Source organism: Mameliella sp. CS4, from assembly GCF_019392335.1.
Taxonomy (GTDB): domain Bacteria; phylum Pseudomonadota; class Alphaproteobacteria; order Rhodobacterales; family Rhodobacteraceae; genus Antarctobacter.
On the sequence record NZ_JAHXRQ010000001.1, the window covers coordinates 140,611 to 157,524 of the forward strand.

General features: G+C 57.7%; 10 protein-coding genes. 5 read left to right on the top strand and 5 right to left on the bottom strand.

Going from position 1 to position 16,914, the window contains the following annotated elements; genetic code table 11:
- Positions 1-43: 43 nt before the first annotated feature.
- From KZZ07_RS00745 to KZZ07_RS00765, 5 genes are all read right to left on the bottom strand, one after another.
- Complete coding sequence (locus tag KZZ07_RS00745) at positions 44-2,317, bottom strand: ATP-binding protein (RefSeq protein WP_219510460.1); 2,274 nt, start codon at positions 2,315-2,317, stop codon at positions 44-46.
- Between the two features lie 10 nt (positions 2,318-2,327).
- Positions 2,328-4,511, bottom strand: a complete 2,184-nt coding sequence (locus tag KZZ07_RS00750) for an ATP-binding protein (RefSeq protein WP_219510462.1) — start codon at positions 4,509-4,511, stop codon at positions 2,328-2,330.
- A 30-nt stretch (positions 4,512-4,541) separates the two neighbouring features.
- Complete coding sequence (locus KZZ07_RS00755) at positions 4,542-6,053, bottom strand: recombinase family protein (RefSeq protein WP_255564086.1); 1,512 nt, start codon at positions 6,051-6,053, stop codon at positions 4,542-4,544.
- A 706-nt stretch (positions 6,054-6,759) separates the two neighbouring features.
- Positions 6,760-7,149: a hypothetical protein gene (locus KZZ07_RS00760; protein ID WP_219510480.1), complete on the bottom strand. Its 390-nt coding sequence runs from the start codon at positions 7,147-7,149 to the stop codon at positions 6,760-6,762.
- A 502-nt stretch (positions 7,150-7,651) separates the two neighbouring features.
- Positions 7,652-8,875: an ROK family transcriptional regulator gene (locus KZZ07_RS00765; protein ID WP_255564087.1), complete on the bottom strand. Its 1,224-nt coding sequence runs from the start codon at positions 8,873-8,875 to the stop codon at positions 7,652-7,654.
- 217 nt (positions 8,876-9,092) lie between these two features.
- Between KZZ07_RS00765 and KZZ07_RS00770 the strand changes: the two genes are divergently transcribed.
- The 5 genes from KZZ07_RS00770 (at position 9,093) to glgB (ending at position 16,898) form a co-directional block, all read left to right on the top strand.
- The gene (locus tag KZZ07_RS00770) at positions 9,093-10,118 is read left to right on the top strand and encodes a sugar ABC transporter substrate-binding protein (protein WP_219510482.1); all 1,026 of its coding nucleotides are present in this window, start codon (positions 9,093-9,095) and stop codon (positions 10,116-10,118) included.
- A gap of 129 nt (positions 10,119-10,247) precedes the next feature.
- On the top strand, positions 10,248-11,318 hold the full coding sequence (locus KZZ07_RS00775) for an ABC transporter permease (RefSeq protein WP_219510484.1): 1,071 nt from the start codon (positions 10,248-10,250) through the stop codon (positions 11,316-11,318).
- Positions 11,318-12,121 carry an ATP-binding cassette domain-containing protein gene (locus KZZ07_RS00780; protein ID WP_219510494.1) on the top strand — a complete coding sequence of 268 codons (804 nt, stop codon included), beginning with the start codon at positions 11,318-11,320 and terminating at the stop codon, positions 12,119-12,121. The genes KZZ07_RS00775 and KZZ07_RS00780 overlap by 1 nt, the downstream gene beginning before the upstream one ends.
- Before the next feature lie 191 nt (positions 12,122-12,312).
- On the top strand, positions 12,313-14,691 hold the full coding sequence (locus tag KZZ07_RS00785; RefSeq protein ID WP_219510497.1) for a glycogen/starch/alpha-glucan phosphorylase: 2,379 nt from the start codon (positions 12,313-12,315) through the stop codon (positions 14,689-14,691).
- A complete protein-coding gene (gene glgB / locus KZZ07_RS00790; protein WP_219510515.1) occupies positions 14,688-16,898 on the top strand; it encodes a 1,4-alpha-glucan branching protein GlgB in 2,211 nt (736 codons plus the stop codon). Before KZZ07_RS00785 ends, glgB begins: the two co-directional genes overlap by 4 nt.
- Positions 16,899-16,914 lie beyond the last annotated feature (16 nt).

Consider the following 16,914-nt stretch of genomic DNA (forward strand, 5'->3'; position numbering starts at 1 on the left):
GACACTTCTCTTTTCTGAAAAACAGTACTCGGATCTGGAGCCCTCAACGATCAACTAGGTTCGAGAATAGACTGACCAAGGCCTCATCGCTGAACTCAGCGCGCTGGCTTTGCTGTGGACGGGTGTAGCTTCCCTTATGCTCATCGTAGTCAGGCCTTTCGTACTGAACCAGCTTCTCCGACACGACCTGAAGCGCAGAATCTGGACTAATACCTGTTACCTTTGCCAACTGTTCAAGGTGTTCCATGTGTTCGGAAAGCTCGCTTTCCGTATTGAGGTGACTTATTGCCTCTTCGGTCTCACTGAACTCGTATCCAACGACACCTTCGAGTGCTTCGGTAACCTCGTCGGGAGCCGTGTCAGCCATGAATTCGTCCACCGCCTCGACGACCGACATAATTTCATCAATAGGCAGCCCTCCTTCAATTGCATGAACAAGTCTCTGTTCGATCAGCCTCAAGAGTTTGTCCTTCTGGGTGATCTCGGAATCAACAAAGTTGGATACCTGCCAGTGCAACTCAGCTAATGTCCGACCGTCGTGCCATGGTACCAGCTCTACTTTCCCAGACGCTAGAACCTCAAGACATCTATCGAGAAAATACTCGTCCCCGGATTGCTGCCACCAATCAAATAGCAGTTCAATTCTGTCTGAAAGAGAAAGATCATCTGACGAAACTGAATGGAAGTTGCTGCTGGATTTGACATGTCGCTGTGATGGCGTCTTTTCAATGCGATTGGCGACACCCTTAAACAACTGTACAAACTGCTTAAGCTCTGGAGGGTGCGTTTTTAGTTGGCCCTTGACGTGCCTCCAAACCGAAGCGGCCCAGTCAACACGTCGAGCCGTCTGGGGGAGTAGGTTCAAGTACTCTCTTTCAGTCAGGTAAGCTTTCAGAAAATCCCTTACAGACGGATTAATAAAGTTCACTCTTTTGCCAAAGATTGAGATAAAACCTGATTCAAGCGCCCGAAGCGCCGTCTCGAAATCTCCCGGTTTTGTTGGCTGGGAGTAGTAAGCGCTGACTGTTCTGTGTAGCTCTGAGTAGTTTTCCCTCAGTTCGTCAATTTCCTGACCGAACTGATTTCCAAAAAAAAGAGCTACCAGAAGGTTCTGCGACCTCATATCTAGAGATCTGTATGGCTTACTCCAAACTAGACCAGGATTTTCTAGTGCGTGATAGATGTACTGTGGGTAGTCGAGTGCAACAACATCATCCAGGCAATCGCTCGATACAGAGGCGATCAAACGGGGGTTATAGTTTTTGTGGTCCACTATTTTCTTCAACCAATCGCCTTCCAGGAGTGACGAAAAATGATCCTGACTTAGGCTGGACACAGACAGGTGGTTAAATAGGATATAGGACTTAATCTCCCGCGTATAAGTACCTACATCAAGCAAGTATTTCGCCAGTTGTAGCCTTCGGTCATCGACGTGATCAGACAAGTTCCGTGCTTCTTCGAAAATGTGTGCGCGGGTAGTAAGGATGAAACGAGCGTTTTTTGAGTTTCTTACCCTTCGAACGAAGGTTGCCAACGCGGTGTCTCTTTGAAGCAGTGACTGCCGATCCAGTTCAATTCGTCCTAGAAAATCGTCGAAGAAGAAGATCGTTGGCTTGCTGTCATCGATCTTCGAGAATCCATCTTCCAGTGAATTAATCGCATAAAAGTTCCAGCCATCGTTGAGGTAGTGATAGGCCACCATCCGCGCCAACGTGGTTTTACCAACACCAGGTGGACCTGAGACTATCAAGATTTTCTCGCGCTCGAGTTTTTTCACAGCCTCGTCAAAACTAGGGTTGCGGACGTAAACTTTGAGATCGCCTAGAATTTCGTCCTTTGTGGCTTGAGTGTATGTTTCCAATCCGGAATGCAGAATCCGCTCCAAAACGGCAGTACTCGACAGCCATAGCTTCATATGAGATTTTTCAATTTCGGGGTGGCGTCGAATAGCCTCCTCGAGGTCTTCTTGTCCCCAAACATCTTCCGGGCTCTGAAGATATTTACCAATCAATTCACCGATTTCATCGCTTTTTTGCGGTGTGAGTGAGTGCGATGTGCACAACAAGTATCGTTTTGGCTTCAATGCCGACAACTTCGGAATCTCTTTTTGCACTGAAGCCTTGAGATTTGAAAATGTTGAACCTGCATAGTGTTTACACTGGAGAACTGTGGCCTCTTCTCCTTTTGAGTGCCTGCCATCAACGCCGCCGTCTGGGCCTGGTCCAAATGCGGAAAAACGCACCCCAGTTTCTGCTCCAATGATGTCTCGGCATAACTCTTCGAAGTCGATATGAGATAGGTTTTTCAATCTTGTCATATACTTACCACTAGGCTCCCAATGTCTTCATCTCATCATAGAGATCGGTCAAATGCCTGACCGACATATCAATCAGTGGCTCATACATGAAGGCGTTCAGGTGAATGTTCTCCGGGGTCATCAGGGAGACCTTATTCAAAATTTTGCCTGCTTCAAGGTCATATGACGGGCAGTCCTTGTACTGCTTTAGTAACTCGGCGGTTTGATTGTTAGCAACCTTATCGAGGTCTAAGTCTTCAATGGATGCGATCATGAAGCCTTCCGCTTTCAGTCGAACTGCTATCGCCAGTGTTACTTTGTTCTCGAGGACTATTTCGTCAGCTGCGTCACCTTCCGAAACAATCGCGTCGGCTAGACGGTATATCATGTCTATGACGGGTTCTTGTGCAAATTCGAAGTCGTCGGCTTGGAATCGGCCAAACCGATCCCGCCAAATCTGAACAACGTCTTGAGCCAGTATTGCTCCGGATCCATCCTTCAAGTGAAGGCACTTAGTGAGCTTCAGAAAATCTTCAGAATCTTCTTGCCCCGAATACTGCACAAGATTCCTCAGGAACGGGATCAACGTCACAAATACCTTTTCTTCGGAAACTCGGCCAGAAAGATGCTCAAAAGCATCGTTCACGTATTGTCCCTGAAGAAGTTGTACGGCGCCATCATCATCCTTCGCTCCCATAAGAACCGCATGTCGTCTGCTTAAGTAAAGGCGCGACGCAACAGTCCTGTAGAAATCAAAATTGTGGGTAAGAATTACGATATTGAAGCCCGAAGATTCGTGCAGATCCTTGATGTATTCTATGATCGCGTATTTGTTTTTATAGTCGAAAGAGTCCGCAATGTCGTCGAATACGATAAGACAGCTTGCTGCGCTGCCTCTTCGCGATTCGATATCAAACAGCACTTGAAGAATATAGAACGCCCGCTGTTCGCCTTTGCTGATTGTGTTTAGAAGTGCATTTCTTTCACAGGCTACCGACTCTTGATTTCGATCGGAGTAAGCAAACTCCAAATTTGCCGCATCTTCCTTGAGGATTACATCCTCTTGGTTGGAGAGAGAAACTTCAAACGGCACATAAAATCGAGAGTTGAATGTCGTGACTAGCTCCTGCCAGATCGACACTTCTTTCTTGGCTTCGTCGAAAATCTTCTTGAGTTCTTCCTTCTGAGCCTCGTAGAACTCACAGATCTCCTGAAGATCTGATTTCAGCTCAATGAGATAACCAAGCCAAACATCTTTTCTGAACTTTTCGTAATCCCTGAGTTCAACAAGAAGAAGGTTTTCCCTTTCAATCAGTGCTTTGAACGAGCGAAGCTCGGCGTTTGCTCCGATAGCTTTGTCAACCTTGTCAAATATTACCTTTAGTTCAGGGTCATCAACGATTCGATTGATCTCTTCGGCAACAATTTCCTGCAGGTTCTGAGAGGACTTCACGACCTTGTTTCCAGCCAGTTCAATTCTGTGGCCTGCCTCAAAAAACGAGTTATCGGCAATGGACTTAACAATCTGATCTGCTTGATAGGTCCCAAAAGATCTCTCCGAACTATTGAACACTGTCGATTGACGAAGCAGCCCTGTATATAAGTCAATGTACTGATCTAGATATTCTTGGTTTTTCTCAAGGAACTTCTTCACGTTCCCTTTCTTGTCGAAAACATCGTTGTACCTGAACTTGTAAAGCCTGGTATCTTCGCCGAGCGCTTGAAGGGCCACCGTCAACAAATCGAAGAAATTCTGCTGATCATCATTTTGGAAGGCGTCAAAGAATTCATTTTCACAGTCAGTACTTTGTGATGCCCTTTTCAATTTGCGAACAAACTCAGTCTTTTTCCGCTCCAGCTCTTCGTAAATCGCGTCGTACGCACGTTTCAGCTCCTTACTTGCCACGAATGAGCTTATTTTGTGTGCGGCATCATAATCAGGTTGCTCCGGATCAACAACTAAGATGTCGACGTTATCCTCAGTCAGTTGATCATCAAGGATCAATTCGAATTTGGAAACTCGATCCGGAAAAAATCGGTCGCATGGCGGATCTGTCTTTCGGTCGGCGAAAAAGCGAAGAGTCCGAGCTAACGAGGACTTCATCGTTCCATTTGGCGCATACACTATGAACGTTGATGATTTTGAGAAATCGAAAAGGTGATTGAAGCTTCCAATACCATAGCAATTTTCAAGACTAATTTTCAGCTTTTTCATGTCAATTTTCCCACAATTCTTTACCCAACATTACCAGACATTTTCTTGGCCAGCTAGAGTTTTGCAATTGTCGCAGCTGTCAAAGAGTTGGATGAAAGTTCGAAAAGTGTCTCGGGTGCCCCCGCCACATGGGGCAAGCACGTCAGTTTTTGCCCGCACCAGACGATCAGACGGCTTTAGTTCAACGTTTTTCCCGGTCCACGTCCGGTTCGAAAAGCAGTTTTCAACGATCCCCCGTTTGATCGGTGGTTTTGCCGTAATATAAAGCCCCGCAAGGCTTTTCATGAGTTCGAAGAATTTCTCGACGTCAGCCGTCGACAGCGCCTTGTTGTCCAAGTTTCGCAGCTCCTCTTCCAGTCGCGCGATGTCGACTTGGAGCGCCCGCTTCTTGGCCGTGAAGGCATCGCGATCAAGCGTGCCATCCAGCAGGAAGTCGGTCAGCCTGGCTTGGCGGTCCGTCACGTCCGCCAGTTGCAACTCCAGGTGCTTTCGCTCGTCTTGTAGCTTCTCGGGCACATTCCACGTTTCATACTGACGACGTAGCTTCTCGATGTCCTTCTCGGCAAACTGCAGCTGGGTCAGCTGTCCAACGATAGCCATCTCCAGCTGATCCTCGCGCACCGTCTTCCCAACACACCCGGCGGTATGGCACCGGTAATAGACGTGACCTTTCTGCCGCTCTGGCGTCAGCACGGTGCTGCAGGAGGCACAGGCAAAGAGCTTCCGCAGCAAGTGATCATGTTTGGTCTTCTTCTTGGTGTACCGGCCCTGCTTGATCGCCTCGACGTGCTCAAAGTCCGCCACCGAGATCAGCGGTTCGTGCTTGCCCTGGAAGATCTCACCAGTACGTCCGTTCTGCGTCAGGCCGCAGTAGAAGCGGTTCTGGAGGATGTTCTCGACCGTGCGGCGGGAGATCGATTTGCCGCCACGGTTCGTGAGACCCCGGGCGACCATTTCCTGGTGCAACGATCTGATCGAATGCTCGCCGGTGAGGTAGAGCTCGAAGAGCTGCTTGATAAGCGGCGCCCGCACCGGGTCCAGACTCTTCACCTGCCCACCACCCTGGTTCAGGTAGCCAATCGGCGCATAGAACGGATAGAAACCCTGCTTCAGGCGTCCGTTGATACCCTTGCGCGCCTCGATAGAAAGATTGCGGCAGTAGTCGGCGGCGACCGCCATCTGAATGTCAGCAACCAGGCGGCCACCACGAGACCGGAAATCAAGGCTTTCGGTGGCGAAGTGCACGTCGATCCCGGCGTCGGACAGCTCGCCGATGGCACCCCAGTCCCGGAAGTTCCGGGCGGAGCGGTCAATCCGGTGAATGATGAGACCCGCCGCACCGCCGCGCTTCAGCTCCTTCATCATCTGGCTGAACACGGTGCGGCCTGCCTTGGCGGCGGTTTCCTTTTCTTCAAACCACTTGATGATGGCGAGGTTCTCGCGACTCGCAAATTCCGTGATGGCATCTTTCTGGGCTTCGAGTGACACCCCGTCGCCTTGCTTCTGGGAGGACACTCGGATGTATCCATAACACGGCTTCATACATCGCGGTTGTTATCCTCGGACTCTACCAGATCCTCAGAATTTGGCGAATCCAGCCACGGCCAAGAACCGTCACGCAGCATGTCTTCTAAGCTGCGCTGGCAGAGTTCGAGGTGACGTGTGAGGAACGGGTCGGGTGTCATCGACCCATTGTATGAATCAGTGGCCCAGGTCGGTAGGGCGGTTGAGCTGCACCTGGTGCAACTGAGCGGGTCTGGCACGGAGTCGCCAGATCGGCGAAAATACCCCTACTTGGGATTTGAAAACGGGGTTTGCCGCTACGGGGCTCGAGGCCGCGTGAGGGCGAACGGGGTTTCACCCCTTCGCTCGCCGCCCCTCACTCGCGGGTTCGATCTCGGCACCTCGGCAAACCCCGTTTTCAAGAAATGCGAATGACCCTGATGGTCGGAATTTGACCGCCTTTGACCCCCATACGACACCCCCAACCCGTATGGGGGTCATGTATGTGGAAACGTAGCTGAACATGCCGGAACATAGTTGACCGAAGTCACCTGCTCTGCGACCGTGACTTCACCTGCTATCGCAGGTGAACCTCGCGCCGCCGGGGGCGGCGCTCGATGCGACGGAGTCGATCGGCCTCAGCTTCCGATCTCTCCCTACTCTTTGTTCATCTTTGACCGAGAGGTTGAAGACAAAAAAGCACCCCGGGCCGTTGGCCAGGGGTGTGTTCTCCGAGAGAGTTGCCTCACATCATCTTTATCTCATCAGATAAGGTCTTCCCAACTTCTCTCATATAGATTTCAGAAAAGAAGAACTTGTCAAAAGCGGCGATGATGATGTAGCTGTAGAATTCTGGAACTGTGTAATTCGCTGCGCCGACAGATCTCCATGTATCACGAACTTGCTTGCGCTTCTTCTTCGACAACCCGTCGAGGAATACCAGGAACACGACCGGAGATGAGTTTTCATTGTTCAGTTCGTCGGCCCGGCAAAGTAGTTCGAAAGCCTCGGGACATTTGGAAAACTTGCTTCTCGCACCATCGAGACCTTTGCCCAGAATACGTTCTGCATTCTCCTCCCAAAGTCTTTCAAAGCGGTCCATCGGGTAGTCTTCTATGAGATCGATTGTTTGCATCTGAATAGTCCTTTGTTTGATCAGTACGTCCGACGATCGGGCGCACTGGGCAGCAAAGGACTATTTTTGAATTAACCCATTATTTTATATCATAAATTTCATATTATGTCAATACAACTGACCTATACTCCTGAACATCCCATAACATAGTTGACCGAAAACACCTGTTCTGCGACCGTGACTTCACCTGCTCTCGCAGGTGAACCTCGCGCCGCCTGCGGCGACGCTCGCCCTCAAAGCCGGGGTTCGGCACTCGAACCTCACAATTTGTTTCAGTCCCTGGGGTACGCACTGGGGTAGATCGTAAAACCACACGGCGATTAACTATCTGATTTCAAACGATTGCCACATTTTCGCGAGTCCTCTCCTGGCACCATTTCCCAAGATATGGAAATCATAGCGAATTCCGTTCAGGTTCTGGCCAGTGTTGCGCCCTGGCGATCAAGCCGGATCATCCGCCAGAGGGATCGACCTTGACGATTGGCACTCCCGGGGAGCGCGCCTAACCTTTAAGAAACGCGTTCCGATCGACAAGGAACTTGTCTGACAGGGGCAGACTCGCGGCGCCCAGCGCGCGCGCGTCGCGGCCGATGCTGCCTTCACGCAGGTCTGGCACCTCGATTCCCGCGACGCGAATCTCGTTCAGTCGCCGGCGGGTATGGTCGACCAGGGCGGTACGGACGGAATCGGGCAGCCAGCCGTCGATCACCACGCATTCGAAATCAATCAGGCAAGAGGCCGACAGGGTGGCATAGGCCAGCCCATCGGCGGCCTTTTGCACCCAGGTGGACAGCACGTTGCCCGGCAGGTTCCATTCGGTCGGATTGTCCCAGATCAGGCGACTGTCGCCCCCTTCCTCGATCACCATCTGCTCCAGCGTGTGGATCGAGGCCACGTCGACCAGTTGCCGGACCTTCGCACCCTTGATTCCGATGGGGATAGAGGCGAGGGCCGCCGCGTTGCCGCTGCGCCCGGTAAACACCGTGTTGTCGATCACCAGCCCGCCGCCGACGAAGAAGCCGACAAAGAAATACAGGAAATCGCGCGGCTTGCTCTGGTCGCCAAAGACCAGCTCTGCGCCGCAGGCGGCAGAGCCGTCATTGCGCAGGTAGACCGGGAAGTCCCAGGTGTCGGCGATCTCGGCGGCGATATCGCGCTCGCGCCAGGCCTCCATTTCGGAACTGGTCAGGCCCAGTGGGCGCGCCCAGTCCCAGAGGCGGAAGGGCGTCGCGATTCCCAGCCCGGACACTTTCTTGCGGTTTTCCGGCGTCAGCTGATCCAGCAGTTGGGCAATGGCGGTGTTGGCAAAGGTCACCACGCTTTCAGGCGTCGGATAACGATGCGACAGGTGCACCCGGCCTTCGACGTGACCGTGGAAGTCGGTCAGGATCAGGTCCAGCGACCGGCGACCGACCTTCAGCCCCAGGAAAAAGGCACCGCTTTGCGCCAGGCCCATCGGCACCGAGGGCTGGCCGACCTTGCCGCGCACCGGCTCTCCCTTTTCCAGCAGCCCCTCTTTTTCGAGGGCCCGCATGATGACGGACACGGTCTGGGCCGAAAGACCCGTGCGCCGGGCGATCTCGGCCTTGGCCAGCGGGCCGAACTGGCGGACAAGCGACAGGACAAGGCGTTCGTTATGGGCCCGCACCCCGCTCTGGTTAGAGCCGCGCACGCCATCGGCGGGCATCGCCGCCTCTCCCTCTCCCTTGGTGCTGTCCAGTTTCATCGGATCTGTTCTCGTTTTCCGGCCAGTAGTGGCTGCCTGAAAGACTCCACGCTGGACGGCCATCTGTCAATAATAAATAAAGTGGATTTATTAATGTTGACAGACTCGGTCCGAATCGGCTTTCTAGAGGTCATGGGGCCGGCGATCCCTGCCCTCGGGCTTGGATCACCACGCGAGGAGCCCCGCGATACGTCGAGAGACACTCTGGGAGGATACCATGAAAAAGCTTCTGACTGGCACGGCCATTGCCCTGACCGCCGCCGCTCTGGCCAGCGGGGCTAGCGCCGCCAGCCACTCGATCAGCGCCTGCCTGATCACCAAGACCGACACCAACCCCTTCTTCGTCAAGATGAAGGAAGGTGCCTCCGCCAAGGCCGAAGAGCTTGGCATCGACCTCAAGACCTTTGCCGGCAAGATCGACGGCGACCATGAAACCCAGGTCCAGGCCATCGAGACCTGCATCGCCGATGGCGCCAAAGGCATCCTGCTGACCGCCTCGGACACCTCGTCCATCGTTCCCGCCGTGCAACAGGCGCGTGACGCGGGCATCCTGGTCATCGCGCTGGACACACCGCTGAGCCCGACCGACGCCGCGGATGCCACCTTTGCGACAGACAACTTCCTGGCCGGTGAGCTGATCGGCAAGTGGGCCGCAGCCAAGCTGGGCGACGACGCAGCCGACGCCAAGATCGGCATGCTGGACCTCGCCGTGTCGCAGCCGACAGTTGGCGTCCTGCGCGACCAAGGCTTCCTGCAGGGGTTCGGTATCGACCTGGGCGACCCCAGCAAATGGGGGGATGAGGACGACTCGCGCATCGTCGGCAACGACGTGACGCAGGGCAACGAGGAAGGCGGCCGCCGCGCGATGGAAAACCTGCTGGCGCAGGACCCCTTCATCAACGTGGTCTACACCATCAACGAACCCGCCGCCGCCGGTGCCTACGAGGCGCTCAAGGCCATCGGGCGCGAGAATGACGTGCTGATCGTCTCGGTCGACGGCGGCTGCCCCGGCGTTCAGAACATTGCGGACGGCGTGATCGGCGCCACCTCGCAGCAGTACCCGCTGCTGATGGCCAGCCTGGGCATCGAGGCCATCAAGAAATGGGCCGACGAAGGCGTGAAGCCCGAGCCGACCGAGGGCAAGGACTTCTTCGACACCGGCGTGGCCCTGGTCACGGACGAGCCCGTCGAAGGCGTCGACTCGATCTCGGTCAAGGAAGGCCTGGACCTCTGCTGGGGCTGATCCCCAACCCGTGAAACAAGAACAAGGGGGCGACGCCCGCCCCCTTGCCAATGGACGCGTTGCCACCCGATCGACTAGGCTGGTTGAAAACGCGCATCAGAACGCACCCACATAGACGGGAGGACCCCCATGTCAGAGTCTGCCTCGAAAGGGCAGGACTACGAGTCGTCGTTGTCCGCAGCCACCCATCAAGTGGCCGAGTTCGAAAAGCGTGAGGGGTTTGTCTACAAGCTTCAGCATGGCTTGCACACGAACCCCGCCCTTGTTCCGCTGATCGTGCTGGTCCTCTCCATCGTCGTCTTCGGCGTACTGTTGGGATCGAAGTTCTTTTCCCCCTTCGCCCTGACCCTGATCCTGCAACAGGTTCAGATCGTCGGTATCGTGGCCGCCGCGCAATCGCTGGTCATCCTGACCGCGGGGATCGACCTCAGCGTCGGCGCCATCATGGTCATGAGCTCGGTCGTCATGGGCCAGTTCACCTTTCGCTACGGCATTCCCCCGGGAATCGCGGTGGTCTGCGGCCTGGCCGTCGGCACCGGCATCGGCGCCATCAACGGGCTGCTGGTCACGCGGATGAAACTGCCGCCCTTCATCGTGACGCTGGGCATGTGGCAAATCGTGCTGGCCGCCAACTTCCTCTATTCCGCGAACGAGACCATCCGCTCGCAGGAGATCTCGGAGAAGGCCCCGATCCTGCAGTTCTTCGGCAGCGTGATCCAGATCGGCAGCGCCCGCCTGACCTATGGCATCATCTTCATGTTGCTGCTCTTCGCCGTGCTGACCTATGCGCTGACACAGACCGCCTGGGGCAGACACGTCTATGCCGTCGGCGATGACAAGGAAGCCGCCGAGCTTTCGGGCATGGAAGCCAACAAGGTCCTGGTTTCGGTCTACGCGCTCTCCGGCCTGATCTGCGCCTTTGCGGGCTGGGCCCTGATCGGGCGGATCGGATCGGTGTCCCCCACGTCCGGCCAGCTTGCCAATATCGAATCCATCACCGCCGTGGTGATCGGGGGCATCTCTCTCTTCGGCGGACGCGGCTCGGTGCTCGGCTCGCTCTTCGGGGCGCTCATCGTGGGGGTCTTTACCCTGGGCCTGCGCCTGCTCGGCGCGGATGCACAATGGACCTACCTGCTTATCGGTGTGCTGATCATCGCCGCCGTCTCTGTCGACCAGTGGATCAGAAAGGTTTCGACATAATGACCATCGAACCCATCGTTCAAGGCCGCGGAATCGTGAAGCGTTATGGCCACGTCACCGCGATCAACCACTCCGACTTCGATCTTTACCCCGGCGAAGTGCTGGCGGTGATCGGCGACAACGGCGCCGGCAAGTCCTCGATCGTCAAGGCGATCTGCGGCGCCGTCCAGGCCGATGAGGGCGAGATCAAGATCGAAGGCAAACCGGTGCATTTCACCTCGCCGCTGCAGGCGCGGGAAATGGGGATCGAAATTGTCTACCAGCAACTCGCCCTCTCGCCCGCCCTGTCGATCGCCGACAACATGTTCGCCGGGCGCGAGTTGCGCAAACCCGGCGTTATGGGCAGCGTCTTTCGCCAGCTCGACAAGAAGGCGATGGAGAAATTCGCCCGCGACAAGCTGACGGAACTGGGCCTGATGACGGTGCAGAGCATCAACCAGGCGGTCGAGACCCTCTCGGGTGGTCAGCGCCAGGGGGTGGCCGTGGCCCGCGCCGCGGCCTTCGCCAAGAAGTTCATCATCATGGATGAGCCCACCGCCGCCTTGGGGGTCAAGGAAAGCCGCCGGGTTCTGGAACTGATCCAGGACGTGCGTTCCAAGGGTATTCCGATCATCCTGATCTCTCACAACATGCCGCATGTCTTCGAGGTGGCGGACCGCGTCCACATCCACCGGCTGGGCAAACGGCACGCGGTGGTCGACCCGGCCAAGATCTCGATGTCCGAAGCGGTGGCCATCATGACCGGTGCGATGGAACCGCCCCCGGTCGAGGAACAGCAGCTTGTGCCCAAGGCCGCGGCATAAACCCGGCATCGCCGCCCCCGAAACAGGCCGGGGGCGGCCCCTTTACTGGGACCTGCTTGCAACAGGGCGTTCGCGGGTTCACGCTGCCCCCTGTCGGGTCTGGCCAATGTCGGGAAACTGTCGTTAGCGATAACAGGCGTGGCACGGGTAAGTGGCGCGCGCACCGCCGCCCGAAGGACAGGACCGATCCTATGAAAGACGACATCCTCGCGCATCTGCGTTACTCGCTTGGCAAGGACGCCGGGCATGCCGCGATCTACGACTGGCGCATGGCGCTGTCGCTGGCCTTGCGGGACCGGATGATGGACTCCTGGTTCCAGAGCACCAAGACCAGCTACGACCGGCACGCCAAGCGCGTCTATTACCTGTCGATGGAATTCCTGATCGGTCGCCTGGTCGAGGACGTGGCCGCCAACCTGGGCCTCGTCGAAGAAGCCCGCGCCGCCGTGGCAGAGCTGGGCCAGGACTATGACCTCCTGGTCAAGGATGAACCGGACGCGGCCCTGGGCAATGGCGGGCTGGGGCGTCTGGCGGCCTGCTTCATGGACAGTCTCGCCACGCTCGGCATTCCCGCGATGGGCTATGGCATCCGTTATGAACACGGGCTGTTCGAACAGGATTTCGTCGAGGGCCAGCAGATCGAAAAGCCCGAAACCTGGCTGCAACAGCGCCACGCCTGGGAATTCGAACGCCCCGAGGTCAACTACAAGGTCGGGTTCGGCGGTCATGTCCACCACCATGAGGGCAAGGCGCAATGGGACCCGCATGAAACGGTGATCGCCACCGCCTTTGATACGCCTGTCGTCGGCTGGCAGGGCCGCTGGGGCAACACGCTGCGCCTGTGGTCGGCACGGCCGCAAAAGGAATTCGACCTCGCCAGCTTCAACCGGGGCGACTACCTCGCCGCCAGCCGGTCCGAGGCGCTGGCGCGCACGATCTGCCGCGTGCTCTACCCGGATGACACCACCGAAAGCGGCAAGGAACTGCGCCTGAAGCAGGAGTATTTCTTTACCGCCGCCTCGATCAAGGACCTGCTGCGCCGGTTTTTCACCGATCACGACGACATCCGCCAGCTGCCCCAGGCCGCCGCGATCCAGCTCAACGACACCCACCCGGCCATTGCCGGGCCGGAGCTGGTGCGCATCCTGGCCGACGAACATGGGCTGGAGATGACAGAGGCCATCGACCTCGCGCGGCAATGCCTGGGCTACACCAACCACACGCTCTTGCCCGAGGCGCTGGAACGCTGGCCCGAATGGCTGCTGGGGCGCGTGCTGCCCCGGCACCTGGAGATCATCCGCGCCATCGAATCCGGACAACAGGCGCAATACCCCGGCAGCCCGCGCATCCTGGACCACGGCAACGTCAACATGGGCGAGCTGGCCTTCATCATGGCGCACAAGGTCAACGGCGTCTCGGCGCTGCACACGGACCTGGTGAAATCCACCGTCTTTGCCGACCTGCACCGCATCCATCCCACCCGCATCGTCAACCAGACCAACGGCATCACGCCGCGCCGCTGGCTGCACGGCTGCAACCCGGCGCTGAGCGCGCTCATCAGCGGCGAAATCGGCGAAGGCTGGGCCGCGGACCTGGAACAACTGGGCGCGCTGCGGGCGCGCACCGGCGACCCGGAGTTCCTGCGCGCCTTCATGGCGGCCAAGCGCACCAACAAGGAGCGTCTGTCAAATTGGGTGCAGGATCACTGCGGCCTCGCCATCAACCCGGACGCGATGTTCGACGTCCAGATCAAGCGCATCCACGAATACAAGCGCCAGTTGATGAACATCCTCGAAACCATCGCGCTCTGGAACGAGATGCATGCCAATCCGAACGCCGACTGGACGCCCCGGGTCAAGATCTTTGGCGGCAAGGCGGCGCCGGGGTATCACGTCGCCAAGGAGATCATCCGCCTGATCAACGACGTGGCGGCGGTGGTGAACAATGATCCGCTGACAAAGGATCTGCTGAAGATCGTCTATCCGCCCAACTACAACGTGACGATGGCCGAGCTGCTGATCCCGGCGGCGGACCTGTCTGAGCAGATCTCGACCGCCGGCAAAGAGGCCAGCGGCACCGGCAACATGAAATTCGCCCTGAACGGCGCGCTGACCATCGGCACCCTGGACGGCGCCAACGTGGAAATCCGCGAGCACGTGGGGGCGGAGAATTTCTTTCTCTTCGGCCTGACCGCCGAGGAAGTGATCGAACGCCGCAGCCACCACGGCTATGCCCGCGCCGCCATCGAACAAAGCCCGCGGATGCAAAAGGTGCTGGCCCAGATCGCCGAAGGCCGGTTCTCGCCGCAGGAGCCGGGACGGTATCACGGGCTGGTCGGCAACCTCTGGGACCACGACCATTTCCTGGTGTCCTGCGATTTCGACAGCTACTTCGACACCCAGCGCCGCGCCGACGAGGCCTTCAAACACCAGGCGACCTGGGCGGCAATGGCGCTGAGCAACACCGCCAGCGTCGGCTGGTTTTCCTCCGACAGAACGATCAGGGGTTATGCGCGTGACATCTGGAACGTGCATAGCGCCATTGACGGCCAACTGGAGCAAAGCGCATGACAGCCCCTCTCGACCAACGCACCGCAAGAGATATCGTCGAAGGGCGCCACGGCGACCCGTTCTCGGTCCTGGGTCAGCACACCCTTCCCGATGGCAGCCAGTGCGTGCGCGTCTTCCATCCAAACGTGGACCGGGTCGAGGTCCTGGCCCGTGACAGCGGCATGTTGCTGGCGGTGCTGGACCCGGTCGAGGGCGCGCCTGGGCTGTACGATGGCATCCTGCCGGGAATCGCCGGGCGCTATGACTATCGCCTGCGCCTGTCGCGCGGCAACGACAGCTGGGAAGAAGAAGACGCCTATGCCTTTGGCACCGTGCTGGGCGAGGTTGACGAATACCTGCTGGGCGAAGGCACTCATGGCCAGCTCTGGCGCGCTCTGGGCGCGCATCTGACCTCTTACGCCGGGACATGGGGCGTGCATTTCGCCGTCTGGGCGCCCAATGCCTCGCGCGTGTCGGTGGTTGGGGCCTTCAACGAATGGGACGGACGCCGCCACATCATGCGCCGCCGCGGCCCGACTGGCATTTGGGAAATCTTCGTCCCCGGCGTGACCGAGGGCGCGATTTACAAGTTCGAGTTGCTGGACGCCAACGGGATGCTCCTGCCGCTCAAGGCCGACCCGGTGGGCTTCGGGTCCGAACTGCCGCCCAATACCGCCTCTGTCGTGCGCGACCTGGGCCAGCATTGGTGGATGGACAACGGCTGGATGGCGACGCGCTGGCAGAAGCATCGCATCGACCAGCCGATTTCGATCTACGAGGTCCACCTGGAAAGCTGGCGCCGCGTGCCCGAGGACGGCGACCGCCCACTGAATTACCGCGAACTTGCCGAGGAACTGGTGCGCTACGCCGCCGACATGGGGTTCACACATATCGAGCTGACGCCGATTTCCGAATACCCTTTCGGCGGGTCCTGGGGCTATCAGCCCGTGGGCCTTTACGCCCCCACGTCGCGCTTTGGCACGCCAGAGGATTTCCGCGCCCTGGTCGAGGCCGTGCATGGCGCGGGACTGGGCCTGCTCATCGACTGGGTGCCGGGCCATTTCCCCACCGACAGTCACGGGCTGGCGCGGTTCGACGGGTCGGCCCTCTATGAGCATTCCGACCCCAAGGAAGGCTATCACCCGGACTGGAACACGCTGGTCTACAACTATGGCCGCACCGAGGTGTCCAATTTCCTGATCGCCAACGCCCGTTACTGGCTGGAAGAGTTCCACATCGACGGGCTGCGCGTCGATGCCGTGGCCTCGATGCTCTACCGCGATTATTCCCGCAAGGACGGGGAATGGGTCCCCAACAAACACGGCGGGCGCGAAAATCTGGAGGCGATCGACTTTCTGCGGCGCATGAACGAACAGGTCTATGCCGCGCACCCGGACATCATGACCGTGGCCGAGGAATCCACCGCCTTTCCTGGCGTCAGCGCGCCCACAGATACCGGCGGGCTGGGCTTCGGCTTCAAGTGGAACATGGGGTGGATGAACGACACCCTGCGGTACATGGGCGAGGACCCGATCAACCGCAAATACCACCACGACAAGATGACCTTCGGGCTGCATTATGCCTTTTCGGAGAACTTCGTGCTGCCGCTCAGCCATGACGAGGTAGTGCATGGCAAGGGGTCTTTGCTGTCGCGGATGCCGGGCGACGACTGGCAGAAATTCGCGAACCTGCGCGCCTATTTCGGCTTCATGTACGGCCACCCGGGCAAGAAGCTGATGTTCATGGGCGGGGAATTCGGCCAGTGGGAGGAATGGAACCACAGCCGCAGCCTCGACTGGCACCTGTTGGAGCAGGAGTCCCACAAGGGCATGCAGCGGCTGGTCCGCGATCTCAACACGCTCTACCGGGGCACGCCCGCGCTCTATCAGCTTGATAGCAAGGCAGAGGGCTTTCGCTGGATCGACGGCGGTAACGCGGCAGAGTCGATCTTCTCCTGGGTTCGCATGGGCGAAGAGGGAGAGGCACCGGTGCTGATGGTGTCGAACTTCACGCCCGTCACGCGGCATGGCTACCGGATCGGTGTGCCGCTTTCGGGCCACTGGGACGAGCGCCTGAACACCGATGCGCCGCTTTATGGCGGCAGCGGCCAGGGCAACCCGGGCGGCGTGACCGCAACGGCGGACTCGGCACATGGCTGCGCCTATTCGATCGAAATCACCGTTCCGCCGCTGGCGACGGTGTTCTTTCAACTGTCCGGGGGGGAGTGACCGGACGCCTGATGAC

Bases quoted from the DNA above. Each gene is read 5' to 3' on its own strand.
- KZZ07_RS00765 (WP_255564087.1), bottom strand. From the start codon at position 8,875: ATGAAACTGGACAGCACCAAGGGAGAGGGAGAGGCGGCGATGCCCGCC.
- KZZ07_RS00775 (WP_219510484.1), top strand. From the start codon at position 10,248: ATGTCAGAGTCTGCCTCGAAAGGGCAGGACTACGAGTCGTCGTTGTCC.
- glgB (WP_219510515.1), top strand. From the start codon at position 14,688: ATGACAGCCCCTCTCGACCAACGCACCGCAAGAGATATCGTCGAAGGG.
- KZZ07_RS00770 (WP_219510482.1), top strand. From the start codon at position 9,093: ATGAAAAAGCTTCTGACTGGCACGGCCATTGCCCTGACCGCCGCCGCT.
- KZZ07_RS00780 (WP_219510494.1), top strand. From the start codon at position 11,318: ATGACCATCGAACCCATCGTTCAAGGCCGCGGAATCGTGAAGCGTTAT.
- KZZ07_RS00785 (WP_219510497.1), top strand. From the start codon at position 12,313: ATGAAAGACGACATCCTCGCGCATCTGCGTTACTCGCTTGGCAAGGAC.
- KZZ07_RS00760 (WP_219510480.1), bottom strand. From the start codon at position 7,149: ATGCAAACAATCGATCTCATAGAAGACTACCCGATGGACCGCTTTGAA.
- KZZ07_RS00745 (WP_219510460.1), bottom strand. From the start codon at position 2,317: ATGACAAGATTGAAAAACCTATCTCATATCGACTTCGAAGAGTTATGC.
- KZZ07_RS00755 (WP_255564086.1), bottom strand. From the start codon at position 6,053: ATGAAGCCGTGTTATGGATACATCCGAGTGTCCTCCCAGAAGCAAGGC.
- KZZ07_RS00750 (WP_219510462.1), bottom strand. From the start codon at position 4,511: ATGAAAAAGCTGAAAATTAGTCTTGAAAATTGCTATGGTATTGGAAGC.